Annotated in this window: 19 protein-coding genes; 2 read left to right on the top strand and 17 right to left on the bottom strand. The window is 46.0% G+C overall.

Annotated elements, in window-relative coordinates; all coding sequences use genetic code 11:
- Nucleotides 1-154: 154 nt before the first annotated feature.
- Nucleotides 155-3199, bottom strand: a complete 3045-nt coding sequence (locus KQI39_RS13715; protein WP_216419017.1) for a glycoside hydrolase family 2 TIM barrel-domain containing protein — start codon at nucleotides 3197-3199, stop codon at nucleotides 155-157.
- A gap of 182 nt (nucleotides 3200-3381) precedes the next feature.
- Between KQI39_RS13715 and KQI39_RS13710 the strand changes: the two genes are divergently transcribed.
- Nucleotides 3382-4188, top strand: coding sequence for a helix-turn-helix domain-containing protein (locus KQI39_RS13710; RefSeq protein WP_148448534.1), 807 nt, complete (start codon nucleotides 3382-3384; stop codon nucleotides 4186-4188).
- 105 nt (nucleotides 4189-4293) lie between these two features.
- On the opposite strand, the gene lgt is transcribed toward KQI39_RS13710, so the two are convergent.
- From lgt to KQI39_RS13635, 15 genes are all read right to left on the bottom strand, one after another.
- Complete coding sequence (gene lgt / locus KQI39_RS13705) at nucleotides 4294-5418, bottom strand: prolipoprotein diacylglyceryl transferase (protein WP_216419014.1); 1125 nt, start codon at nucleotides 5416-5418, stop codon at nucleotides 4294-4296.
- A gap of 11 nt (nucleotides 5419-5429) precedes the next feature.
- Nucleotides 5430-6527: a redox-regulated ATPase YchF gene (ychF, locus tag KQI39_RS13700; RefSeq protein ID WP_021977889.1), complete on the bottom strand. Its 1098-nt coding sequence runs from the start codon at nucleotides 6525-6527 to the stop codon at nucleotides 5430-5432.
- Between the two features lie 140 nt (nucleotides 6528-6667).
- Entirely contained in the window at nucleotides 6668-7342 is a 675-nt protein-coding gene (locus KQI39_RS13695) for a thiamine diphosphokinase (RefSeq protein WP_173762430.1), read from the bottom strand.
- Nucleotides 7343-7344: 2 nt separating this feature from the next.
- A complete protein-coding gene (rpe, locus tag KQI39_RS13690) occupies nucleotides 7345-8019 on the bottom strand; it encodes a ribulose-phosphate 3-epimerase (protein ID WP_173762429.1) in 675 nt (224 codons plus the stop codon).
- A 3-nt stretch (nucleotides 8020-8022) separates the two neighbouring features.
- The gene (gene rsgA, locus KQI39_RS13685) at nucleotides 8023-8901 is read right to left on the bottom strand and encodes a ribosome small subunit-dependent GTPase A (protein WP_148448527.1); all 879 of its coding nucleotides are present in this window, start codon (nucleotides 8899-8901) and stop codon (nucleotides 8023-8025) included.
- A 2-nt stretch (nucleotides 8902-8903) separates the two neighbouring features.
- Nucleotides 8904-11132 (bottom strand): Stk1 family PASTA domain-containing Ser/Thr kinase, encoded by a 2229-nt coding sequence (gene pknB, locus KQI39_RS13680; RefSeq protein ID WP_148448525.1) that lies wholly within the window; start codon nucleotides 11130-11132, stop codon nucleotides 8904-8906.
- Nucleotides 11126-11872 (bottom strand): Stp1/IreP family PP2C-type Ser/Thr phosphatase, encoded by a 747-nt coding sequence (locus tag KQI39_RS13675; RefSeq protein ID WP_148448523.1) that lies wholly within the window; start codon nucleotides 11870-11872, stop codon nucleotides 11126-11128. Before KQI39_RS13675 ends, pknB begins: the two co-directional genes overlap by 7 nt.
- 1 nt (nucleotide 11873) lies before the next feature.
- On the bottom strand, nucleotides 11874-12914 hold the full coding sequence (gene rlmN / locus KQI39_RS13670) for a 23S rRNA (adenine(2503)-C(2))-methyltransferase RlmN (protein WP_148448521.1): 1041 nt from the start codon (nucleotides 12912-12914) through the stop codon (nucleotides 11874-11876).
- A 6-nt stretch (nucleotides 12915-12920) separates the two neighbouring features.
- The gene (gene rsmB / locus KQI39_RS13665; RefSeq protein ID WP_148448577.1) at nucleotides 12921-14273 is read right to left on the bottom strand and encodes a 16S rRNA (cytosine(967)-C(5))-methyltransferase RsmB; all 1353 of its coding nucleotides are present in this window, start codon (nucleotides 14271-14273) and stop codon (nucleotides 12921-12923) included.
- On the bottom strand, nucleotides 14269-14976 hold the full coding sequence (locus KQI39_RS13660) for a zinc metallopeptidase (protein WP_216419012.1): 708 nt from the start codon (nucleotides 14974-14976) through the stop codon (nucleotides 14269-14271). Before KQI39_RS13660 ends, rsmB begins: the two co-directional genes overlap by 5 nt.
- Nucleotides 14977-14982: 6 nt before the next feature.
- The gene (gene fmt / locus KQI39_RS13655; RefSeq protein ID WP_173762427.1) at nucleotides 14983-15927 is read right to left on the bottom strand and encodes a methionyl-tRNA formyltransferase; all 945 of its coding nucleotides are present in this window, start codon (nucleotides 15925-15927) and stop codon (nucleotides 14983-14985) included.
- Nucleotides 15928-15939: 12 nt separating this feature from the next.
- Complete coding sequence (gene def, locus KQI39_RS13650) at nucleotides 15940-16413, bottom strand: peptide deformylase (RefSeq protein ID WP_118070605.1); 474 nt, start codon at nucleotides 16411-16413, stop codon at nucleotides 15940-15942.
- A 12-nt stretch (nucleotides 16414-16425) separates the two neighbouring features.
- Nucleotides 16426-18645, bottom strand: coding sequence for a replication restart helicase PriA (gene priA / locus KQI39_RS13645; RefSeq protein ID WP_216419010.1), 2220 nt, complete (start codon nucleotides 18643-18645; stop codon nucleotides 16426-16428).
- 4 nt (nucleotides 18646-18649) lie between these two features.
- Nucleotides 18650-20116 carry a UDP-N-acetylmuramoyl-L-alanyl-D-glutamate--2,6-diaminopimelate ligase gene (locus KQI39_RS13640; protein ID WP_148448514.1) on the bottom strand — a complete coding sequence of 489 codons (1467 nt, stop codon included), beginning with the start codon at nucleotides 20114-20116 and terminating at the stop codon, nucleotides 18650-18652.
- 153 nt (nucleotides 20117-20269) lie between these two features.
- Nucleotides 20270-22144: a COG1470 family protein gene (locus KQI39_RS13635; protein WP_216419008.1), complete on the bottom strand. Its 1875-nt coding sequence runs from the start codon at nucleotides 22142-22144 to the stop codon at nucleotides 20270-20272.
- A 573-nt stretch (nucleotides 22145-22717) separates the two neighbouring features.
- Between KQI39_RS13635 and arcC the strand changes: the two genes are divergently transcribed.
- On the top strand, nucleotides 22718-23650 hold the full coding sequence (gene arcC / locus KQI39_RS13630) for a carbamate kinase (RefSeq protein ID WP_216419006.1): 933 nt from the start codon (nucleotides 22718-22720) through the stop codon (nucleotides 23648-23650).
- 161 nt (nucleotides 23651-23811) lie between these two features.
- On the opposite strand, the gene nrdD is transcribed toward arcC, so the two are convergent.
- A complete protein-coding gene (nrdD, locus tag KQI39_RS13625; protein WP_021977905.1) occupies nucleotides 23812-25947 on the bottom strand; it encodes an anaerobic ribonucleoside-triphosphate reductase in 2136 nt (711 codons plus the stop codon).
- Nucleotides 25948-26009 lie beyond the last annotated feature (62 nt).

Raw genomic sequence — 26009 nt, 5'->3', positions numbered from 1 at the left:
CTAGTCATAATTTATTATACCATGAATGGCAGGTTCTTCGGAGCCTGCTTTTTCATTTGAACACAAAAAAGGAGCCATTGCTCCATAGATGATTACTCATCTATTTTGCAACAGCCCCTTTTTTCTGGTTTCTGCAGTGTCTTTTTATGACATTTTAAAGACCTTTGAATACAAAGGAAAATTCCATTTTTTCATTGGTGTCAAGAAGATATTCCGGGTGAGTATAGGAGCCCCAGCTGTCATCTCCTCCCACACCCATCTGTGCTTTTGCAGCACGGACAACGGTATAATGAATTTCCGGAAGTTCATACGGATGCATGGCATTTTCCATTTCATGAGGGGTATATGGAAGTGCTGAGAACATCATCGGGCCGTTTTTCTCGTCCATCTCAAAGAGCATTCCCCTGCCCTTTCTGTCTGTGATTTTTGCCCAGCGTACGCCTTCTTTGCTGCCACATTCCTGCGGTACCAGGTAACGTGCCAGATTGTCTGTTACCAGATTCTCATAGATGCCAAGTTTTGCACCATGTTTGCGGTCAGCATAAGTTTCCACAGGTCCAAGTCCATACCACTTCACATGGTCATAATCTGCGTTGAATTTAAAGAGTACACCAAACTCCGGCATATCCCCCAGTTCTTTTACCGGATCATAGGTCAGGGTAGTTTTTACTCTTCCGTCTCCGAATACTTCGTAGGCAAGACGGCACTCACTGACCGGCGTAGTCGGCATGATGTAGGTAAAAGCGACCTCCACGCTGTTGTCATGAACAGTTGTCTCCGGAGCGTTGGACGGACCATACATTCCCTTGCGGAACTCTTTGTGGCTTGCGTACATGCTGGCAATTTTCCACTGTGCATAACGCATTGGCATCTGATTTCCACAGTCATTATCTGTAGGTGCTCTCCAGAAATTCGGCTTCGGAATTGCCTCGAGCATTTCTCTTCCTGCATATTTATACGAAACCAGGCCACCATTGAGAACAGAGAACATCACCTCAAAATTCTCTCCGCGAACGCCGATGTTATGAAGGCTTCTCACAATCTCCACACCGGAAACCGGAGCTTTTTCCGCTCCTTCTACACTGTAAACATACTGTCCAAACGCAACCTCATGTCCAGCCTCTGCCCAGAGTGTTTTTTCTCTGAGAAGGAAGGATACGGTCACTGTATATTCGCCTGGACGCTGCTGTTTTCCAAAAGGAAGTGGGTATGTTTTTTCGCTTAACGGTTCTACGGATGTCTCCAGTGTCTCTGTACGGAGGACATGTCCATTCTTTGCAAGAGTCACTTCGCATCGGAGCGTATCGGTATTTACAAACAGATTTTTGTTGATAACTTTTACAGCATCTTCTGTTACTTCTGCAGTGATATTCTGGTAATTGAATTTGACCTCCTGCATCTTCGGGGACGGAGTTCTGTCGCCGCCGTATGCAATACCGTTTCCACTGAAATTATAGTCCGTCGGACGCTCACCGAAATCACCGCCGTATGCCTGGAATTCTTTTCCGTAGCGGTCTTTTTTGTAAATGGACTGGTCAATGTAATCCCAGATGAAACCACCCTGATATTTCGGTTCTGTGTCAGTAAGATCTGTATATTTATGCATTGCGCCACAGGAATTTCCCATTGCATGGGTGTACTCGCAGCAGATAAACGGCTTACTGTCATCTTTTGCAAGGAAATCCTTAATTGCTTCTACAGACGGATACATCTGACTTTCCATGTCGCTGGTGGCATTGTAGCTTCTGTCATGGAAAAGTCCCTCATAATGCACAAGTCTTGTAGGATCATTCTTGCGGTAAAATTCGGACATCTCAAAGATATCTTTTCCACCAAAGGACTCATTTCCACAGGACCAGATCAGGATTGCCGGGTGGTTTTTGTCACGCTGGTACATGGAATTTACACGATCCAGCATCATACCAAGCCATTCCGGTTTATTGTGAGGAACAATATCTGTGTAATCTCCGGTAAGTTCGGCCACATCCCAGGAACCATGGGATTCCAGATTGTTTTCCGCGATCATATAAAGGCCGTACTCATCACAGAGGCGGTAGATCGGAGAGGCATCCGGATAATGGCAGGTACGGATGGCATTGATGTTGTTCTGCTTCATAGTCACAATATCCTGGATCAGTTCCTCACGGGATACGTGTCTTCCTGTGACGGAACTGAACTCGTGACGGTTCACACCTTTGAACACAATACGTTTTCCGTTGAGGGTCATAATGCCGTCTTTCATTTCAAAGCGGCGGAAACCAACTTTTTCCGGAATAATCTCCTGGAGCATTCCGTTCTCATCATACACTTCCATGTCAAGGTCATAAAGATTCGGTTCTTCCGCACTCCAGAGCAGAGGATTCAAAATTTCCCATGTACAGGTATCTTCACCGTCCAGAGCTTTTTCATCCTGCAAAAGGATCTCGCCTTTTCTGGAAAGTATAAGTTTCAGTTTTCCTTTTCCCCAGGTTTTTGTCACGATCTCAAGACTTGCTTTTTTAAGGGTCTCATCCGGGATCGCACGGATCTTAAGATCATAGACATGAACCTCCGGCACGGTATAAAGATAAACATCCCTGTAAATTCCGGAAAAGCGGAAAAAGTCCTGGTCTTCGCACCAGCTGCTGGCTGTCCATTTGAATACCTGGGCTGCCAGTTTGTTCTCGCCCTCTTTCAGATACTCTGTAAGCTCAAATTCTGAAGGGGTAAAAGAATCTTCACTGTATCCCACAAAAGTTCCGTTGAGCCACAAAGCCAGTCCGCTTTCTGCTCCCTGGAAAGAAATAAATACTCTTTTTCCTTTCATGTTTTCCGGCACATGGAAATATTTCACATAGCTTCCCACCGGGTTAAAACGCTCCGGGATCTGTCCCGGGTGAAGTTCCTCGTGACCTTCCCATGGATACTGGACATTGGCATACTGTGGTACATCATATCCTTCCATCTGGATATGCGCCGGTACATAAATATCTTCCCAGTCCTTGCAGGAATATGCGTCCTCCTCAAATCCTGCAACTGTACTTGCATAATTTCTTGCATAGTGGAATTTCCAGAGTCCGTTGAGGCTGTGGCGATAGGAAGTTTCCTCATCTTCCCGTTCTTCCTCACTGCGATAATACATGTGGTCCGAATGCGCTTCCATTCTTCCGTCACAGAAATACTGTGGATCTTTCACCAGAGAATAATCAAATTTTTTCATGTTTTCCTCCTGTCCGGCTTTTGTATTCCGGTAAATATTGACTGAATTTCCTGAAATACTGTGTTTTACAGTTGTATTTTCGTTACTTCGTTTCTGTCTGTACATTATTATAGTATAAACTTACAGATTATGGTATAATATGTTTCGCCAAAATATATAACATTTAGAAACAGGTGAAGCATATGTCAATTTATTTCAGAAATACTCCTGTCAGTGCTCCGTTTATGTTCGAATCTCTCGGAAATCACTGGAACCAGGATACCATAAACCGGCCGGACGGATACCCATACTATCATTATCTTCAGACAGAAAAAGGAACCGGCCGCATCGAAGTAAATGGAAAGCACTACACTCTGGGTGCCAACGAAGGCATCCTCATTGCACCTTCCGTTCCCCACTCCTATCACCGGGAATCTACTTCATGGATTACCATGTTTGCCACATTTACCGGAACTCTCGCCGGCAGCATCCCATCCATGACCGATAATCAGGACGTCATCCTCATCCCGAAAGAGCAGGGCTTAAATATCCGGAAACTGATTTCTTATTCCCTTCGAAAATACCACGAACCAACCCCGAATATGAAATCGCTCTCCTCGGACTGCTATAATCTTCTCATGAATTTTATGGACTGCGCCGCTTCTCCGAAAATTCAGGATAACCCTCTTTACCAGAGATATGTTGTTCCCGTAATAAAAGAAATTGAAACCCGTTATCAGCAGGACATCACCGCTGCCGAACTCAGTCAGAGTGTCTTTGTATCCACGCAGTATCTTTCCCGTCTGTTCCAGCGTTTTCTTGGCTGTTCTGTCTATGAATACGTTACCATGTACCGCATCAGCCGTGCCAGGGAGTTGCTTCTTTCCAAACCGGATATGAAAATTCAGGATGTTGCCTGCGCCTCCGGCTTTTCCGATTCCAGCCATTTTATTGCCATGTTCCGAAAAATTACCGGCACAACACCTCTGGACTTCCGGAAAATGTACTAAAAAAACACGGATCTGTATGCCCCTGAACCTTCAGGTTTTCACACAGATCCGTGTTTATTTTTTCAGCTATATCCTCAGCACTGATAATATAACTCCAGAATGCGGTCAACTCTCTGACTGGCTTCCAGATTCTTCAGAAGATCGCTCCTGCTTCTGATCTGGCTGTCCAGATTCTTCCGTTCCTCCTGCAATTGCTGCAGAAGGGATGCTTTCCGGAGAGTCTCCTGGTTCTGCTGTATTTGTATTTTGTTCTGACTCATATTTTTCTCCCTGTACAGTTTCTGTTTCCAGATTCTCTGTTGCATTTTTTCTTTGTTCTGCGGCCTGTTGCTCTGCCTGGTAATCTTTTTCGATTCTTCTCTTTCGTACCCGGGCACGCTTCTTCGCCATCACAATCTTTACAGTAACAATCACTGTACACAGGACAAAAAGCACACCTGAAATCACTAATGAAACATCAATCTCCGTTCCCGGAAAAAATACTTTATCTGTACGCATCCACTGGATCACAAATCTTCCAAGTCCGTAACCAGCAAGATATCTCAGAAAAATTTCTCCCTGAAATACTCTCCTGCGAAGGTGCATCATAAGCAGCATAAGCACCAGAAGACACCAGAGACTTTCATAAAGAAACAGCGGCTGCACCAGAATGCAGGATATTCCATCTACCATCTGGAGATTCTCACGCATTGTGGTCGTCACTTCTCCGGCCCTTACCGCAGTCAGTGGAAGCTGCATGGAAAGAATATTATCCACATATTCCCCAAAGGACTCTCTGTTAAAAAAGCTTCCCCACTTTCCTATGATCTGCCCGATCAGAATTCCCATACAGGCAAGATCTGCCATTTTCCAGAATGATTTTTTACGTATCCTGCAATAGACGATACCACCCAGCACTCCGCCGAGAAGACCGCCATAAAAAAGCATGCCTCCTGAGCGCACATTCAGAATCTGTCCGGGATCATTCTTATAAAGGCTCCACGAAAAAGCAGCATACAGAAGCCTTGCTCCGATCACCCCTGTAATCAGTGTTATGATAGCCAGATCCAGATAAGCATCCGGCTCTTCATGATTTCTCCTTGCTTCCAGTACCACAAAAAAGATTCCAAGAAGCATTCCGACCGCAATCAGAACACCATAAATCGTGATCTCGAATCCAAAGATTTCAAAGGATTTCGGAACATAATCCAATATCAGTTTCAATCCGGGAAAGCGAATTGACATATCCATAAAATCACCTGTTATACATTAAAGCGGAATAAGATCACATCTCCATCCTGTACAACGTAATCTTTTCCTTCCATTCTTACAAGACCTTTCTCTCTGGCGCCTGCATAGGAACCGCAGTCCAGAAGATCCTGATAGTTTACAACCTCTGCCTTGATAAAGCCACGTTCAAAGTCTGTGTGGATCTTACCGGCTGCCTGAGGTGCCTTGGTTCCGATCTTGATCGTCCATGCTCTTGTCTCGTCCTCTCCTGCTGTCAGGAAACTCATAAGGCCAAGAAGATGATAACTTGCACGTACCAGCTTCTCAAGACCGGATTCTGTCAGTCCCAGGTCTTCCAGGAACATCTTTCTCTCATCCTCGTCCAGCTCGGAAATCTCTTCCTCGATCTGTGCACAGATTACAAATACCTCACTGTTCTGTTTGGACGCATACTCACGTACAGCCTGTACATGTGCATTATTTGCACCGTCATCTGCAATATCGTCTTCCGCAACATTGGCAGCATAAATAACCGGCTTAGCAGTAAGAAGATTGTAAGTTGCAAGCCATGCATCCTCATCCTCATTCTCTGTCTCAAGAGTAATTGCAAGCTGGCCGTCTTCCAGATGTGCCTTTACTTTTTCGAGGAATGTAAGCTCTTTGGCTGCTTCCTTATCCATACGTGCAGTCTTGGTAACCTTTGCAATTCTTCTCTCAAGGATCTCAAGATCTGAGAAAACAAGCTCCAGGTTAATGGTCTCAATATCACGAAGCGGATCAATGTTTCCATCTACATGGACAACATTGGAATCCTCAAAACAACGTACTACATGAACAATGGCATCTACCTCACGGATATTTGCGAGAAACTGGTTTCCAAGTCCCTCACCTTTGGATGCACCCTTTACAAGACCTGCAATATCCACAAATTCAATCACTGCAGGTGTTACTTTTTTTGATTTGTAAAAATCACCGAGAAGATTCAGTCTCTCGTCCGGTACGGTTACAACGCCTACGTTCGGATCAATGGTACAGAACGGATAGTTTGCTGACTCTGCGCCGGCCTTTGTCAGTGAATTAAATAATGTACTTTTTCCCACATTAGGAAGACCTACAATTCCAAGTTTCATTTCTCTATATTTCTCCTTTAAATGTATTGATTTCACAGCATTTTCAGCCATTTTGCTGTTCCCATCTTACCACACACAACCGGAATCCGCAACCCGGGACTGCCGCCCACCGGATTCTCTGTGCCGTAACAGCCAATGCTTTAATCCCTGGACATAATCATCAGAAGCTGACCACTGTCATAGGTAATTTCAGCCGTTTCCTCTGTAATCTCATTGCTGACAGTCAGTCCACTGTCCGCAACGGTGAGATGATACCGGTTCAACGGATACTTAAATCCTTTCAGGGACAATCCGGCTACATCTCCTCCTACAGAGAAAAAAGAAACATATTTTCCAAACTGCTCCTCTTTTTTCAGCACGGTTCCACTTTCAACCAGAGTAATATAATTCCACTGATCTGCAAGAACAATCTGTACTCCCTGTTCTTTTCCCATGGAAAGTAGTCCAAGATTGGCCAGTACATGATCTAGCCTTGTTCCGGTGGCACCAAAAATCAGGATTTCTTTTGCCCCTTCACGGATCATATGATTCACGGCAGACTGTGTATCGGAATCATCTTTTTCCGGCTTCAGCCTGACAATCTCAAGATCCTTCAGGCTTTCCATGTAGGCTTCCCCTTCTTCAGAAAGACTGTCAAAATCTCCCACTGCAAGATCCGGAGTAAATTCCCGGTTTCTCATGAACCATTCCATGCCTTTATCTGCGGCAACAAGGGCAAGGCTTTCTCTTTGGCCTTCTTCTATTCTTTTTTTCAAAAAACCGAGGGCAAAACCATCCTGGATATTGCCCCCGCTAATTATTACTGTATCAATCATTTTCAGTCCAGCTTTTCTTTGATATCGTGAATCCGCTCTGTGATATGTCTTACATTGGCTGCCACATCTCCCTTAAATACCCAGGAACCGGCTACCATAAAATTGGCTCCTGCACGCATAACGGTTTCCAGGGTATCATCATTGATGCCGCCGTCTACCTGAATGTCAACATCCAGATCTTCCTCATCGATCAGTTCACGGAGCTCCTGAATCTTCTCTGTACACTCATCCATATATTTCTGTCCGCCAAATCCCGGCTGAACGGTCATCACGAGCACCATATCCACATCTTCGAGAAGATGGCTGATGTCATTTACCGGTGTGGATGGTTTAATGGAAACTGCCGCTTTTACACCGGAAGCTTTAATCTGCTCCAGCGTACGCTCCAGATCCTCACATGCCTCCGCATGTACGGTAATGGAATCTGCTCCACACTCTACAAAATCGCGAATATATCTTTCCGGTTCTGTTACCATCAAATGTACGTCGAAAAACATGTTGGATTCTTTCCGGATTGATTTGATCACCGGCATTCCAAACGAAATGCTCGGAACAAAATCTCCATCCATAACATCAATATGCAGATATTCAACACCTTCTCTTTCGAGAATTTTAATCTGTTCTCCCAGTCGGTTAAAATCTGCTGATAAAATCGACGGGCACAATCGGTATTCCATGACTCAGTATCTCCTTTTCTCTTTTAATTCCTGATGCAGCTCCAGATAGTCTTCATAACGGAGTCTGCTGATCTCATTGTTCTCAAGGGCTTCCTTAACGGCGCAGCCCGGTTCATGTATATGACGGCAGCCCTGGAAACGGCACTGTCCTTCATATTTCCGGAACTCCGGAAAATAATCCTTCAGTTCCTGTTCCTCCATATTTTCAATATATAAGGAGGAAAATCCTGGCGTATCCACAAGAAACGTATCCTGCGCTACCGGTATAATCTGTGCATGGCGGGTAGTATGTTTTCCACGCTTCAGCTTACGGCTGATCTCACCGGTCTCCATCTCTACCTCTTCCTGAAGGGAATTGGTAAGGGAAGATTTCCCAACACCGGAAGGACCTGCAACAACCGTTGTTTTGCCCTGAAGCACTTCCTCAATCTCGCCAAGGCCTTCCCCTTTCAGGGCACTTGACAGAATTACCTGATAACCACAGCTCTGGTAAGTTTCACAGAGAAACTCCAGCTCTTCTTCCGTTGCCAGGTCTTTTTTGTTGAAACAAATAACCGCCGGAACATCCTCCCGTTCCATCATAATGAGGAAACGGTCCAGAAGCATGAAATTAGGTTTGGGGTTATCCATGGCAAAGATTACAAGCGCCTGATCTACATTGGCTACTGCCGGGCGGATCAGGGAATTCTTCCGCTTATGAATCTCTGTCACACTGCCTTCCAGCTCTTTTTCGTCCAGAACTGCAATGTCTACATTATCCCCTACCAGGGGCTTGAATTTATCTTTTCGGAAAATGCCTTTTGCTCTGCATTCGTATGTATTGCCGTCTTCTGCATATACATAGTAGAATCCGGCAATACCTTTGATTATTTTTCCCTGCATAATCAGTTGGCTTCCTTAAAGGTAACGGTATAAGTACCAAGCTGCTGATAATCTCCATTTACCTGCTCGTAAAGGTAAATGGTTCCAGTTGTAACACCGTCTGCACCTGTCACATCAAGCTGATACGGGAAGTTTACATTCTGTCCGTCAAGGATGGTGGAAGCCTTCGGCTCACCATTTACTTCCTGAATCAGTTCCAGACGGATTGCTCCTCCGTTATATCCGGACGGAGTATCCAGTGTCTGTGTACATTTCCAGCCGGAACCACTTGTTGTACTTCCTGCGGATGCCACTGTGCTGTCTGTAGATGCAGTACTGTCTGTGGCGGCTGTGCTGTCTGTGGACACGCTGCTGTCTGTAGACGCGGTACTGTCTGTGGATGCACTGCTGTCCGTAGACGGAGCCTGGTCACCAGAGCTGATCGTCAGATAGATTGGCTGATCCGGATCCGCTGCCGCATAAGCTTCCGGTTCCTGTGCGATAACAGTTCCGGCAGCCTCTGTACTCTGCTGCTCTGTAATCTGGATATCAATAAACTTGCCCAAAGTAGTAAGCGCATCATCCTTGCTCATTCCAACAACACTTGGAACCTCTGCGTTATCGCCATAATCAACACCACGGCTGACTGTCAGTGTTACCGAAGATCCAGCCTGCACAGATGTGCCTGCTGCCGGCTCAACGCTGTAAACATATCCTGGATCTACCAGTGCGTAACCGTTATCATCAGTCTCACTGTACTCCTTCTGAACAGTTACCTCAAGTCCCAGATCCTCCAGAGTCTGCTGTGCGTCAATTCCGGTACGTCCATCCAGATCCGGAATGGTAACCTGTGCGGTTCCGGTACTTACCCAGTACTTCACAGTTGTATATTCTTCCACCTGAGTTCCCGCTGCGGTTTCCTGACGGGAAATCTTGCCTTTTTCCTGGTTGGAAGATTCCTCACCTGCCATCTGTACACCAAGGTGTGCATCATTTGCAAGTGTCTTTGCCTCATCTTCTGTCTTACCTACAAGATCTGGCACAGTTGCCATATTGGATGCTGACTCTTCTGTCTTCTGCTCGGTCTCTGTTTTTCCGCTGTTTGTACTGCTGTTTCCAAAAAGGCCTGCCGCACGTCCAAAAACAACCACCAGGATAATCAGAAGGGCCGCCCCTCCGATTAATGCAGCAATTGTCAGGCCCATGCCGGAACCTTTTTTCTTTTTCTTTCCGGATTTCTTTCTGGCGCCTGCATCGTAGTCGTCCTCAGCATCATCGTAGTCGTTATCATCATACTCTTCTTCCTCAAGAGCAGTGGGTTCCGGCTTGGTAATCTGCTTCGGTGTATGTTTGATTTCTCCCAGTTCTTCCTCGGAGATCACAACAGTCTTGGCGTCTGTATCTACCGTGGCAAGCTTCACAAAATCTCCCTGAGGATCAATCAGTGAATGCTTCAGATCTGCAATCACATCCTCCATACGTCCATAGCGGCGATCCACACTCTTCTGGGTACATTTCAGGATGATCTGCTCCAGGCTGTACGGAAGATCCGGTGTATACACACTTGGCGGAACCATCTCTTCCTGCAGATGCTTGATAGCAATGGCAACGGTTGTATCTCCGTCAAAAGGAACTCTTCCTGTTACCATTTCATACAGCGTGATACCAAGAGAATAGATATCGCTCTTCTCATCGCTGTATCCACCTCTTACCTGTTCCGGAGAACTGTAATGTACCGATCCCATCACATTGGAGCTGATGGTATTGGATGACGCAGCTCTGGCAATTCCAAAGTCTGTTACCTTCACTTTACCATCTGTGGAGATGATAATATTCTGCGGTTTTACATCTCTGTGAACAATTCCATGGCTGTGTGCTGCTTCCAGACCCATGGAAACCTGAATCGCAATGCTTGTTGCTTCCTTGATGGAGAGTTTGCCTTTTTTGGAAATATATTCCTTAAGGGTAATTCCCTCAATCAGCTCCATAACAATGTAATAAACACCACCGTCATCTCCCACGTCAAATACATTGACAATGTTCGGATGAGTAAGACCGGCTGCTGCCTGAGCCTCACTTCTGAACTTTTTGATAAATGTGGTATCCTCCCGAAATTCCGGTTTCAGGACTTTCACTGCTACAAAGCGGTTCAGCTTGTGGTCCATAGCCTTATAGACATCTGCCATTCCGCCAGTTCCGATTTTTCCTACGATCTCATAGCGCTCGGCTATGATCATTCCCGTCTTCAACATGTTTCCACCTCATTCGTGAATGGTTCTACCAGTACGATTGCAATATTATCCTTACCACCATTCTGATTTGCTTCCCGAAGGAGCGCGCTGCCCTTCTGATCAATATCTGCTTCCGGATCGGATATGATTTCTGCAATCTTTTCATCTGCAACCATATTGCTGAGGCCGTCTGAACACATAAGAATGGTACAGCCTTCCTCAAGTTTCAGATCAAAGAAATCCACATCCACCGTTTTCTCCGCGCCAAGCGCCCTTGTAATAATGTTCTTGTCCGGATGATTCCGTGCTTCCTCCTGGCTGATCTCGCCCATTCTCACCATTTCCTGGACCAGTGAATGGTCTCTGGTGATCTGGTGGATCCCGTCCTGAATCACGTACAAACGGCTGTCACCTACATTGGCTACATAGGCATACTGATCTACAATAGTCGCCACTACCATAGTGGTTCCCATGCCCCGGAGGTTTTCGTCTTCCTGTGCACGGTTTCTGATCTCCGTGTTTGCAGTTTCAATGGCATGACGAATGACCTTCACCGGATTGTAATCCGCATCTTCACGGATTTCATCCACAAGGATCCGTACTGCATGTGAGGATGCATAGTCACCGGCGTTATGGCCACCCATCCCGTCCGCGACTGTGAAAAGATTAGGCAGATTTCCCACCGGACCTTCAGACGCAAACACGTAATCCTGATTCATCTTCCGCTTCTGCCCTACATCAGTAGCTGAGTATATCCTCATGTCACTTCTCGCTTTCTGTTTTTTCCATGTAACTTTTTCTTAGCTGTCCACAGGCACCGTCAATATCACTGCCCATTTCCCTTCTAATAGTAACATTAATTCCGTATTTTTCAAGTTTTATTTTGAAATTCTCCACAGCCTGTCGAGTAGACCTCACATAGGAACGTTCCTTAATCGGATTAACCGGAATCAGATTTACATGGCAGTTAATTCCTCTGATACGGCCTGCCAGCTGCTTTGCATCTTCCTCGCTGTCATTGACCCCGGCCACAAGACTGTATTCAAACGTAATCCTCCGGCCTGTTTTGTCAAAGTAATTTCTGCAGGCATCCAGAACCTCATCCATGGAATACTTATTTGCAATAGGCATCAGTTCCTGACGCTTTTCATCATTTGGAGCATGAAGGGAAAGCGCCAGGGTAATCTGAAGTTTTTCTTCCGCCAGATCATACATCTTCGGCACAATTCCACAGGTGGAAACCGTCACATTTCTCTGGCTGATTCCAAGGCCGTTCTCGTCGGTAAGAATCCGGATAAAGCGGACAAGATTATCATAATTATCCATCGGCTCTCCGGTTCCCATTACAACCACATTGGCCACACGCTCTCCGGTATCTGCCTGAATCCGGTAAATCTGATCCAGCATCTCGGAAGGTTTCAGGCATCTGGTCAGTCCTCCAATGGTGGAGGCACAGAACCGGCAGCCCATACGGCAGCCAACCTGCGAGGAGATACATACGGAGTTTCCGTGATGATATCTCATAAGAACACTCTCAATTACATTTCCGTCTTCCAGCTGAAAAAGATATTTTCTGGTTCCGTCAATTTTTGAAATCCTCACATCCGCCTGGCTGAGCGCTGTAATCGGATAAACCGAAAGCTTTTCACGGAGGCTTTTGGAAAGATTTGTCATTTCATCCCAGGAGGTAACCAGTTGCTGATGAAGCCATGCATAGATCTGTTTTGCACGGAAGGGCTTCTCGCCGATCTCTGTCATCAGATTTTTCAGTTCCTCCATTGTCATGGATTTTATATCTGTCATTTTCTGTTATTTCCTTCTGAATCTGGCAATAAAGAATCCGTCTGTCTTATGTATTCCAGGCAGAAGCTGCAGATATCCAAGCTTGGTGGATTTACAGTGAAGTTCTTCCGGAATATACGGGTCAAGGCTTTCCAGTCGGAACGGATAGTTCTTTAAAAACCATAATACATTTTCTTCGTTTTCTTCACGGGCAATGGTACAGGTACTGAAAATCAGTGTTCCATCCGGTTTCACGTATTTCGCCGCCTTGTCAAGGATCATCCTCTGAAGCATTACGATTTCTTCCTGTTTCTGTGGCGTTGCCCTGTATTTAATCTCCGGTTTCTTGCCGATAACTCCATACCCAGAACACGGTACATCTGCAATCACAATATCTGCAGCCTGTTCAGACTCCGGATCATAAATGGTTGCATCCTGAACTTTTGCATCAACATTGATCACACCGGTTCTCTGAATGTTTTCCTTAATCAGATCGGCTTTGTACTGGCTTACATCCCTTGCATCCACATTTCCGTAATCGCCCATCTTATCTGCGACGTGAATACTCTTGCCACCTGGCGCCGCACACATATCAATGATGTAATCCCCTTTTTTGGGGCTGGCCGCCTCTGCCACCAGCATGGAGCTGATATCCTGCACCAGGATTTTTCCCTGAAGGAATGCATCCAGTGTCAGGATATGGTTGTAATCAGAAATTTTCAGTGCATAGGAAAGATACGGTGCCTGTTCCACCGTTACTCCCTGTGCTTTCAGGCTGGTAACGATTTCCTTCCGAGACGCTTTATGTGTCCGGCACCGCACTGTAATCGGTCTTTCTGTGAGAAAATCTTCAAGAATTTTCTCGGTTGTCTTCACACCATAGGCAGCATTCCATTTTTCCACAAGATATTCCGGCATGGAATACTTCACAGAAAGATAACGTACTTCGTTCTCTTCTCTTAACGGAAGTTCCAGATTTCCAATTTCCCTTGCAATGGTACGGAGCACTCCGTTGACAAAAGGTTTCAGATTATAGAAGCCTTTTTTCTGTGCCAGCTTCACCGCCTCATTACATACAGCACTGTCCGGCACACTGTCCATAAATTTCAGCTGATATACCGCACTTCTTAAAATCTCACGAATCTGCGGTTTCATCTTATTTACGGATATTTTGGAAAAAGAATCAATCACATAGTCAATATAAATCCTGTATTCCAGGGTTCCCTCGCATACTCTCGTTATAAAACTGCGTTCCTGTTTTGGAAGGAACTGATATTTGGAAAGAGCATTGCGGATGGCAATGTGGCTGTGCTCGCCTTCTTCCTCAATCTGCAGCAGGATCTCAAGGATCAGTTCTCTTGCATTTACTCCGCTGTTAATCACGATTTCTACCTCCTGCAAGGATAATCAGTCTCAGAAGCTGTAAGATAGATGCTGCCAGCGCTGCCACATAGGTAAGTGCTGCCGCTGTCAGTACTTTTCTTGCTCCTTTTTTTTCATCTGTGCCTAAAATACCGGTGCTCTCCAGCATCTTCAGTGCTCTGGAAGATGCATTGATCTCAACCGGCAATGTTACCAGCTGAAACAGAACTGCCAGTGAAAACAGAACAATTCCCAGAGTTACCAAGGGGCGGATTGAAAAAATCAGTCCTGCAATAAACAGTGGCCATGATAACTGTGACCCGATATTTGCAGCCGGCACAATGGCAGACCGGATATTCAGAGGCGCATAATTGATGGCGTCCTGAATGGCATGTCCACATTCATGTGCAGCCACACCTACTGCTGCCAGTGAATTTCTTCCATAAATATCTTCAGAAAGAGACACGGTTTTTGTTCTTGGGTCATAGTGATCCGTAAGGCTTCCTCTGATCGGAACCACCTGTACATCCGTAATTCCGGCAGCTCTTAAGATTCTCTGTGCAGCTTCTGCACCGGTAATCCCGGAATGATTCCGGACTTTTCTGTAAACCGCAAAGGTACTGTGGAGCTTTGCGGAGGCCGCAAGAGAAAGAAGCATTCCGATTACAAGTAAAAGAACGGTAGGGTCCATTCCCCATCCGTAATAACCATATCCGTACATAACTCATCACTCCCTGGAATCTTTAAACATGTCTCCTGGTTTCAGCTGATATCCCCGAAGGAAAGCATCTGCTTCCATACGTTTTTTGCCTTCCAGCTGTACTTCCTGAAGCACCAGCACATTCTTTCCACATGCTACACGGATTCCCTCTTTGTCTGCGGAAATCACAGTTCCCGGCGCTTCTTCTGCCTGTTTTTCCTGTACAGAACTCTTCCATACCTTCATTGTTTTTCCATTGATAAAGGTAAATGCGCTTGGCCATGGATTCAAGCCTCTTATCAGTCGCTCCAGTTCCTCTGCATTTTTGCTGAAATCCAGAAGTCCCATTTTCTTGGAGATCATGGCCGCATATGGAGTCGGACTTTCTTCCGGCTGTTTTTCGCGGGTGGCAGTTCCGTCAAAAATGGACGGCAATGTCTGAATCAGAAGTTCCGCGCCCGCCTGGGCAAGTTTGGCAAACAGGCTTCCTCCTGTCTCATCCTTCGCAAGTGGCACCACAATTCTTGAAATCATGTCACCGGTATCCAGTCCGGTTCCCATCTGCATGATGGTAACGCCGGATTCCTTTTCCCCGTCGATTACCGCCTGCTGGATCGGCGCTGCTCCACGGTACTTCGGAAGCAGAGATGCATGGATGTTGATGCATCCGAACTTCGGCATATCCAGAATACTCTTCGGAATAATCTGTCCAAATGCCGCTACAACAATAATATCCGGTGCAAGACATTTAAGTTTCTCCACAAACTCCGGATCCCTTACCTTCACCGGCTGCAGAACCGGAATTTCATGTTTCAGTGCTTCTTCTTTCACAGGGGTAGGCATCATGGTCTTGCCTCTGCCCTTAGGTTTATCCGGCTGTGTAATTACAGCCTCCACCTCATATCCGTTCTCTACCAGCGCCGCAAGAGGTGCTACCGCAAAGTCCGGAGTTCCCATATAAACAATTTTCATATTATCCCGCCTTTAGTCTTCCTCATCATAAGTTACCTTGTGAAGTTCTCCCTCCACAAGTTCTGTATACATTTTTCCGTCAAGATGGTCGATCTCATGGCAGAACGCTCTCGCAAGAAGTCCCTCACCCTCAAGGATCTGCTCTTCCATGTTGACGTCAAGTGCTTTTACTTTCACGTAGTTCGGACGTGTAACCTGTCCTGCCATTCCAGGAACACTTAAGCATCCCTCATCACCGGTCTGCTCACCGCTGGTCTCAAGGATCTCCGGATTGATCAGGACAATCGGGCCTTCCCCTACATCAATTACAACAATACGTTTCAGGATTCCCACCTGTGGTGCCGCAAGGCCTACGCCCATTGCATCATACATGGTATCCAGCATATCTGTAATCAGTTCTCCGATCCTTGGTGTCATTTTGTCCACTGTGCGGGATTTTTTTGTCAGTACAGAATCGCCCTGTACACGAATTGTTCTAAGTGCCATTTTTCTTCTCCTTTAATTCATATCAAATTGAATGTATATCTTCCGGAATCCGGAATTTATCTCTATATATTTCTCCAGCTTTTCTCTGACTGCCGTGAGAAAACGTATATCTGTGTGCTTCAGATGGAGCACCTGGCGGTAAACATCTTTTACTTTTCCTACCGATGCAGACGCAGGGCCGATCATGTGAAGCTCCTCTTTCGGACTTACCCTGCGGATAAAAACTTCTATATAATACATGGCTTTTTTGAGAAGTTCTTCATCCTGGCAGGCGCCAAAAACGGTCATCATATGGGCTGCCGGTGGATAATCCAGAAGCATCCGGTAACCCATTTCTTCTTTATAAAATTTTTCATAATCCTGGATAGCTGCCGCCTGAATGCTGTAATGTTCCGGCTGATACGTCTGGATCACCGCATGTCCCGGCCGGTCACCTCTGCCGGAACGTCCCACTGCCTGGGTCAGAAGCTGAAAGGTTCTCTCTCCACAGTGATAATCATCCATATTCAGGGAAAGATCTGCCGCAATCACGCCGACCAGAGTTACATCCGGAAAATCATGTCCCTTGACAATCATCTGGGTTCCCACCAGAATATCTGCCTCATGCCCTGCAAAAGATGCCAGAATTTTTTCATAGCTGTCCTTGGTCCTTGTGGTATCAAAATCCATCCGAAGTACCCTGGCTTCCGGAAATTCTTTTTCCAGAACTCTCTCAATCTGCTGAGTTCCTGCCTTAAATCCTCCAATATGAGGCGAACCACAGGACGGACAGACTTCCGGCTTCGCTGTTTCATAACCACAGTAATGGCAGATCAGCCGATTTCCGTTATGCTCACTTAAGGATACATCACAGTGTGGACATTTCATCACATGACCGCAGGCCCGGCAGGAGACAAACCCAGCATAACCTCTCCGGTTCAGAAACAGCATGGCCTGTTCCCGTTTTTCAAGAACCTGTTCCAACTGAGTTTTAAGTTCCCTGCTCAGCACAGAACGGTTTCCTTTTTTTAATTCTTCCCTCAAATCCACAATCGATACCTGTGGAAGAGGTCTTTCCTCATAACGTGCACGCAGTCTCACCAGCAGATATTCTCCGCTGCATCCATGACTGTATGCTTCCAGTGACGGAGTTGCGGACCCCATTACAACCTGTGCATGTTCCATCTGTGCACGTTGGATCGCAGTTTCCCTCGCATGATACCTGGGCGTATTTTCGCTCTTGTATGTGGGTTCATGTTCTTCATCAATCACAATCAGTCCCAGATTGGAAAACGGTGTAAACAGTGCGGATCTGGGTCCTACCATCACCTGCACCTCTCCACGTTTTGCCCGTTTAAACTGATCATAACGCTCTCCTAAAGAAAGTCTGGAATTCAGAACCGAAACCTTATCCCCAAACATGGCATAAAAACGGCGGACAGTCTGGTACGTAAGGGCAATCTCCGGAATCAGGACAATGGCCTGTTTTCCTTCCTCCAGAACTTTCTGGATCAGCCGCATATAGACCTGGGTTTTTCCACTTCCGGTTACTCCGAACAGGAGTGTTGGTCTCGGATGTGGATTCTGCCATTCCCGGAAAATCTGCTCTGCCGCTTCCTGCTGTTCCTGATTCAGGCACAGCTCTCTGTCGTCTTTTACAAGCCCCTCACTTTCCGGAATCCGGTACATTTCCTGACTTTCGATTTTTATAAAACCTTTTTTTTCGAAGAAATCAAGAACAGAACTGCTGGCCCCAAGTTCTTTGGATGCGTAGGTGTAATCCAGACTTTTTGACTCCAGAATTGTCCGCAGAAATCTTTCACGTGCCTTAAAGCGGCTGCCCTCCAGTTCTTTCAGCAATTCTTCGGCAGCCGCTTTCTCCCCGGTAAAAAAAATCAGTTTTTTTTCTTTGGCCCGGACTTTATCTTTTACAGGCAGAACCGTCTTCAGTGCCTGAATCATGGTAGAGCCATACGTTTCTTTCATCCAAGCCGCAAGTGCAATCAGCCTGGATTCCGTTGTCTCACCATCTGTGGATACTCCCTGGATTTCCTTGGTTCTGGAAGCATCGTATTTGGCTTCTGTAGAAATCTCGATTACATAACCTTTCCGGACTGTATTTCCCTTTCCGAAGGGTACTGTAACTACAACGCCCGGTTTTATGGACTGTTCCATTTCTTCCGGAACACGGTACTGAAAATCCCGGTCCAGCTTCTCATGTGAAATATCAATGATCACATCTGCATAAATCATTCGCTTACGCTTTCTGGTCTTCTTCCAGGATTTCCTGAATCAGCACACGCTCATCCATTGGGTATTTTTTGCCCTTGATTTCCTGGTAATCCTCATGGCCTTTTCCCGCAAGAACAATAATATCTCCTGGTTCGCCATGATGAATCGCATAGGCGATCGCTTCCTTACGATCCGGAATCTCCACATATTTTCCATCTGTTTTTGCCATTCCGATTTTAATATCGTCAATAATAGCCTGCGGATCTTCATCTCTTGGGTTATCGGATGTAATAATGGTCAGATCTGCCATTTTTCCGGAAACCTCACCCATCTCGTAACGGCGGAGTTTAGAACGGTTTCCACCACACCCAAACAGGCATACCAGTCTGTGTGGGTTGTATTCCTTCAGTGTTCCAAGAAGACTCTCCAGTGCCATGGCATTGTGTGCGTAATCGATCATCAGTGTAAATTCATCGGATACCTTGATCATCTCAATACGTCCTTTGACTTTGGCTACTTTCAGAGCCTTGATGATGTTCTCTTCTGATACTTTGAAATGACGGCAGATGGCAATGGCTGTCAGGGAATTGTAGATGCTGAATTTACCCGGAATATCAATCTCAACCGGGAAGTCCAGAAGTCCCTTCACATGGTAGGAAATTCCAAGATATCCTTTTCTTCCCACAAGTTTTGCATCTTCTGCACGAAGATCCGCTTTTTCAGAAAATCCGTAAGTTTCAAGAGCACAGGTGTGTCCCTCCACAATCCGGTCAAAATGCTCATCGTCACGGTTTACGATACCGACTTTACACTGTTTGAGAAGCATGGATTTGCAGTGAAGATAATCGTCAAAATCCTTATGCTCGTTCGGTCCGATATGATCCGGTTCAATATTGGTAAAGATACCAAAATCAAAGATGAAGCCCTGGGTTCTGTGAAGCATCAGTCCCTGTGAGGAAACCTCCATAACTACCGCGTCACAGCCTGCTTCTACCATATCATGGAAATATTTCTGTACCATGTAGGACTCCGGTGTGGTATTGGCAGCCGGGATATGTTTTTCTCCGATAATCGCCTCGATAGTTCCGATAAGACCTACCTTGTATCCAGCATTCTCAAGGATGGATTTTACCATATAGGTGGTTGTGGTTTTTCCTTTTGTTCCTGTGATTCCGATGGTTTTCAGTTTCTCTGCCGGATGTCCGAACCATGCAGCGGAAATAAACGCCATGGCATAGCGGGTATCCTTCACCTGGATTACCGTTACATCAGAAGGAGCTTCTACAGGTTCCTCCACAATAAGAGTTCTGGCTCCCTTTGCCACAACATCCGGCACAAATTTATGTCCGTCTACTACAGCGCCCCGGATGCAGATAAAAAGGCTTCCCTCTTCCACTTTACGGGAATCATAAACAACAGAAGAAACTTCCTGGTCTGTACTTCCCTGAAGACATTTGTATTCAAGATGTTCCAATAAGGATAAAAGTTTCATTTTTTCTCCTCCATTTCCCCGTATCCCTGCTGTCGCTTCGCGGCCAGAATACGGGAAGGCATACTATTCTTGTTTTATGTACATACCATATAGAATAGCACACCTGCCCCCTGTTTTCAACGTTTCTTTACGGTGCGCCCAACGCCTGAAACATCACTTTTTCTCTCGCATTCCGGCATATTTTCGGTGCAGCCAGAAAGCCCCCAGAGCCGTGATTGCAGCCGTCAGCGCAATCAGAACAAACAGTTCTGTATCTGTATCATCTCCTGTTTTCGGATGTGTGGATGCCTCTCTTGCCATTCCTTCCTGTACAGATGTGGAATCCTGCTCTCCATTTTCTGAGATCATCTCTGTTTCCAGCGCTTGGGTGGCTTTTCCTTCCACAGTAATCTCTGCGGATGCCGTTACCTGTTTTTCACCGGTTTCCTTACTTGTCACAGAGATCTGGTTAAAAAGTTTCTGGTTTACGGTTTTTTCCGGAATCTTTACCGTTGCCTGAAGTGACACGGCTTCTCCTGGCGCTATCTGTGGGATCAGTGCCTTGGTTCTGGTGCTGTTTAACCTAATGCCTTCCTTTTCCACAAACTGTGCTTCAATTCCCTCTGCCTGAAAACGTTCTGTTCCAACAACCGAATGCAGTGTTTTTTCCCCTGTATTTATGATACAGATCTGATACGTCACGGTTTCTCCTGGAGCTGCGCTTTCCCGGTCTGCTGTTTTCTTTACGGAAAAATCCGCCTTCAAAGACTGCAGCGGACTGACCACCTCCGCCTTCCGAAAGATAGTTTCCTCCGGACGGCCTTTCACTTTTGCCCCTGCTTCCACTTTATGCTCCAGATCCTTCTCCTGTTCATTTAAAAGCGGTGCCAGAATATAAAAACTCCTCTGTTCCCCGGCTTTCAGCTCTGTCACTTCCGCCCTGGAGCCTTTTCCGGTAAGTCCCTGTGCTTCTTCCCACTGCTGCGTAATCTTCGGGCAGGAAAAACTGCTGGTCATCCGGATATTCTCAAGATCCAGAGCCCCTGTATTCGCAAGATCTACCCGATAACGGATGGTTTTTCCGGCTTTCATTTCTTCTGTCTCGGAAGTTACAGAAAGTATCATATCTGCTTTTGCAGCTTCCACAGTAAGAATTGGAGAAATTCCTTCCGCAAGAATCTGAGTACTTCCGTTTTCTTTCACCAGAAGAACCGTTCCTGCACCACCACAGTCTTTCTTCAGCGGTTCGTCCTGCACCAGCAGATAACTGGTTTCTTCCACCGGATATCTGTATTCATCCCGCAGAGACAGCGGAATCTGCAGCAAAATGGATTCCTCATGGAAATTTTCCGTTTCTATCTTATATACCAGTTTTGTGATTTCCGTATCTTCGCCTTTCTGATTTTTCACCGGTATCTGCTGTGTCTGTACATTTTCCGGAAGTGATGTTGTTTCCGTGGAAAAATATTCCGAGACATACACCACGCAGGTCACTGGTTCCGGTTCCACGTCAGGATTTTTGTTTTCCCCGGATTCCTCTTCCGATTCTTCTTCTGGCATTTCCTCCGTTTCTTCCGGATTTTGATCCTCTTCCGTGACTTCTTCGTTTTCCAGTATCACGGCAGAGCTTTCATTCTCTACATCTTCTCCTCCGGACGTCGTTCCCTCCTGTGAGCCCTCACTCTCTTCCTCCTGCGTTTCATTCTCTTCGTATACTGTTTTCCCGGATGCCAGCTCCTCCATGTACTCATCTTCTTCCTCCATTTCCTGCTTATTTTCCGATTCTGTTATTTCCGGCAGGTTCTCATTGCCGTCCGAAATCCTTCTCTCCATTATCCAGTCCTTTAATCCTGTAATCCGGATATCCAGCTCTGCCATTCCCTTCTCTCTGTCTGTCCAGAAACAGCTCTGCTCCACTTTCGGGTTCGGCCCTGACTGAAATGCAGATGCCAAAACGGTTCCCGGCTGAATATTTCCCACCAGTACAGTTCCCGCAGCTGCAGCTGCAATTGAAGTTCTCCTTATCTGTTTCCATATTCTGTTTTTCATCGCAATTCTCCATTTCTGCCTGCTATGGCATTATCTTTTACACATTCACTTTTAACAGAGGCTTACTTTTCCACAGACAAAGGCATCCCTCCCCGGCAAAACGGTGCATAACCGTCAGAAAAACAATATTTATCAGTAAAAAATGGATTTCTGCATCGAACTGATGCGTGAATACATTCCGCAGAGCGCGGAAATTAGACTCTTTCAGAGTAGCACATTCCTCAAATGGGCGCAACCAGATATAAAAATTATAAAGTTTGTTTAAACTTTCTTTATAAATTTTCGATTTCTTTTAGATTACCGACATAATTTAAACATATTTCCTCTATATAATAGATCTTGGATAGATGAAAAACCACTCTCTATCTCCCCCCTCAAAAAATAGTAGGAAATGAACCGCCTGACCGAATCAGGCGGTTTTTCCTTGTCTGAAAATTCACGGTCGGACAACTATCTGTAAACCGTATTCATCTAAAATTCTATTGCATTTCCAACATAGGTCTTTTATAATAAAATATAATACTCGTTACTATTGAACAGTAACCAATTTTAAAGAGAAATGAGGTATTTCCTATGAGCGAAAAAACCGTAGTAGTTGCATTAGGCCACCGAGCACTTGGTACCACACTTCCTGAGCAGAAAACAGCTGCCCGACTTGCAGCCAAGGCAATCGCAGACCTGGTTGAAGAAGGAACCCGCGTGGTAATCTCCCACAGCAACGGTCCGCAGGTAGGGATGATCCACACCGCAATGAATGAATTCGGCAAGGCACATCCTGATTATACATTTGCACCAATGTCCGTATGTTCTGCCATGAGCCAGGGTTATATCGGCTATGACCTTCAGAACGCCATTCGTGCGGAACTTATTTCCAGAGGAATCTATAAACCTGTCAGCACCATTCTCACACAGGTTGTCATTGATCCATATGATGAAGCATTTTCCGAACCGGAGAAGATCATCGGTCGTGTCCTGAATGCAGAAGAAGCAGAAGCCGAGGAAGAAAAAGGAAACTTCGTCACAAAAGTAGGGGAAGGACAGTACAGAAGAATCCTTGCAGCACCGAAGCCACAGAAGATCGTGGAGATCGAGACCGTGAAGGTTCTTTCCCAGGCAGAGCAGATCGTTATCGCAGCAGGCGGTGGCGGAATCCCGGTTCTTGAGCAGGGTACCCAGCTGAACGGTGCCAGCGCCATCATCGAGAAGGACCGTGCAGCAGGACTTCTTGCAGAGGAACTGAACGCAGATACTCTGATGATTCTTACAAGTGTTGAGAAGGTAAGCCTTAACCATAACACCGATCAGGAATCTTATCTGGATACCATCTCCACAGAAGATGCGCAGAAATACATCGCAGACAATCAGTTTGCGGCAGGCTCCATGCTTCCGAAGATTGAAGCAGGTGTTTCCTTCGTCGAAAAAGGCACCGGACGCCGTACCATCATCACCGATATGGCTCACGCCAAAGACGGATACTGTGAGAAGACAGGAACCATCATTAAATAATACACTTTTCCATAACAATATCCCGCAGAAAACTGCTGAATCTACCGGCAGTTCTGCGGGATATTTTTTATGCCGGAAATCGGCGCAAAAAAACACAGATACAGCATAATGCCATATCTGTGTAAATAGCTCTACCTCAGCCAATCTGTCCGGCCTATATTTTACATGGATTTTCGCTCAGCGATCTCCGCCATCTTCGCCTCATTCAGACGGGTGTCCCCATGAACACGGCTGTAGGAAAGATATCCGTTCATACGGTCGATCTTCGTCAGGTTTCTGGAACCGCAGACCGGGCACACATCCATTTCCAGCTCCTCATGACCACAGTCGTCACAGTATGCAAGAGAAAGGTTCACGCCCTCATAATATCCCAGATCCATGGCTCTGCGGATCAGTGTACGGATGGCTTCTTTATTGTAGCCGATGGGATAACGTACATACTGGATCTTACCACCATTGCAAAGCTCCCAGAAACGTCCCTCCAGATCCTGTTTCTCGATTGGGGTTACGTCCTCTGTTACATGACAGTGGAAACTGTTGCTTACATATGGTCTGTCAGAAACCCCTTCAATAATTCCGTACATCTTACGGAACTGCTCTACCTGCAGGCCACAGAGACTCTCTGCCGGCGTTCCGTAGATTGCGTAAAGGTAACCGTCTTCCTTCTTATACTGATTTACCTTGTCATTGATATATTTCAGAACTTCCAGGGCAAACGCACCATCCTCTGCAATGGATTTTCCATTGTAAAGCTCCTGCAGCTCATTAAGTGCTGTAATACCAAAGGAAGCTGTCATCGGCTTCAGGATCTTGCCGATTTTTTCATTCGGTTTCAGATGTCCACCGTAGAAACCACCCTCACAGTAGGCAAGAGGATTGGTAGACGCACGCATCTGTCCCAGATACTCATACGTACGGATATGCAGATTACGGATCATTTCCAGATAGAAATCCAGAACTTCATAGAAATCTCTGCTCTCCGCTCTGGCCTTGGCAAGGATCATCGGAAGATGAAGGCTTACCGCACCGATGTTAAAACGGCCCACAAAAACAGGCGTATCATTCTCATCTGCCGGTTCCATGCCACCACGCTCATACCACGGGCTTAAGAAAGCACGGCATCCCATCGGGCTGATGACTTTTTTGTATTTCTTGTACATGCTGGAGATATAGCCTGCGCCGGACATGGACAGCCAGTCCGGATACATGGTCTTGGAGGAGCACTCCACACCAGCCTCAAAAATATCCTCACAGCACTTTCCAGGACCGTGGATCTCTTTGTCATAAAGAAATACGATCTTCGGGAACAGTACCGGTTTCTTATGTCCGGCTTTTCCCTGGCCTCCCTGATGCACTTCAAGAAGAGAAACCGTACACATCTTCTCAAACTGCTCGGTTCCAAGACCAAGTGTTACTGTAACAAACGGATAATCGCCTCTGGAAGAACCAACCGTATTCAGCTTGTACTCAATTCCCTGCCATCCCTGGTCATAATCCCTGCGGACTTTATCAAGAGCATACTCGATCGCACGTTCCTCGCGGCCGCTCCAGCTCTCATCAGAGTATTTCAGAAATTCGGAAATATATTTATCGTAACTCTTCTTCGCATACGGTGCCAGGATCTTATCAACTTCAGGAACGGTAAAACCACCGTACTGCTGCGCTGCTGTGCTGAGGATGATATCGCCCATCACATCAAAGGCTGTATCCAGGGTCTTCGGCTCATTATACCAGACATTACCCATCTCAAAACCGCCGCTTAAAACAGCTGCCACATCAAACAGACAACAGTTCATAGTATCCAGACGTGCAGACTGATCATGAATGTAAATGTAACCATCCTTACATGCCTGAAGCTCATTACGGTTCATAAAGAACTTCCGGTAAAGCTCCTTGTTCAGCTCATTGAAGATCAGGCTTCTCTTGGTTGCAACAAGCGCACTGTCCGTATTGGCATTGCTCTTATCGCCGATGTAACGGATGGCCTGACTCTTGGTGTAAACGTCATCCATCATGTGAATGAAATCCAGCTTGTAATTCCGGTAATCGCGGTAGCTCTTGGCAACTGCAGGATTTACACGCTCCAGTGCTCCCTCTACGATGTTATGCATCTCCTGGATCTCGATCTCATTTTTCCCAAGGGAATCCGCATGCTCCTGGGCAAAACGGCAAATAAAATCCTTCTCCTCATCGGAAAAAGTATAAAGAATACGCTCTGCTGATTTGTTCACGGCAGCCACGATTTTCTGAGGATTAAACTCCTCTCTTGTTCCGTCTTTCTTAATTACATATAACATGGCTCATCTCTCCCAAATACTATATATAGTACTATCTCTACCTATATCTTGATTTTTCTCTA

Source organism: Blautia sp. MSJ-36 (assembly GCF_018917985.1).
Lineage (GTDB): Bacteria > Bacillota > Clostridia > Lachnospirales > Lachnospiraceae > Blautia_A.
The sequence above is the reverse complement of the archived record's forward strand: the minus strand, read 5'-3'. Positions and strand labels throughout refer to the sequence as shown.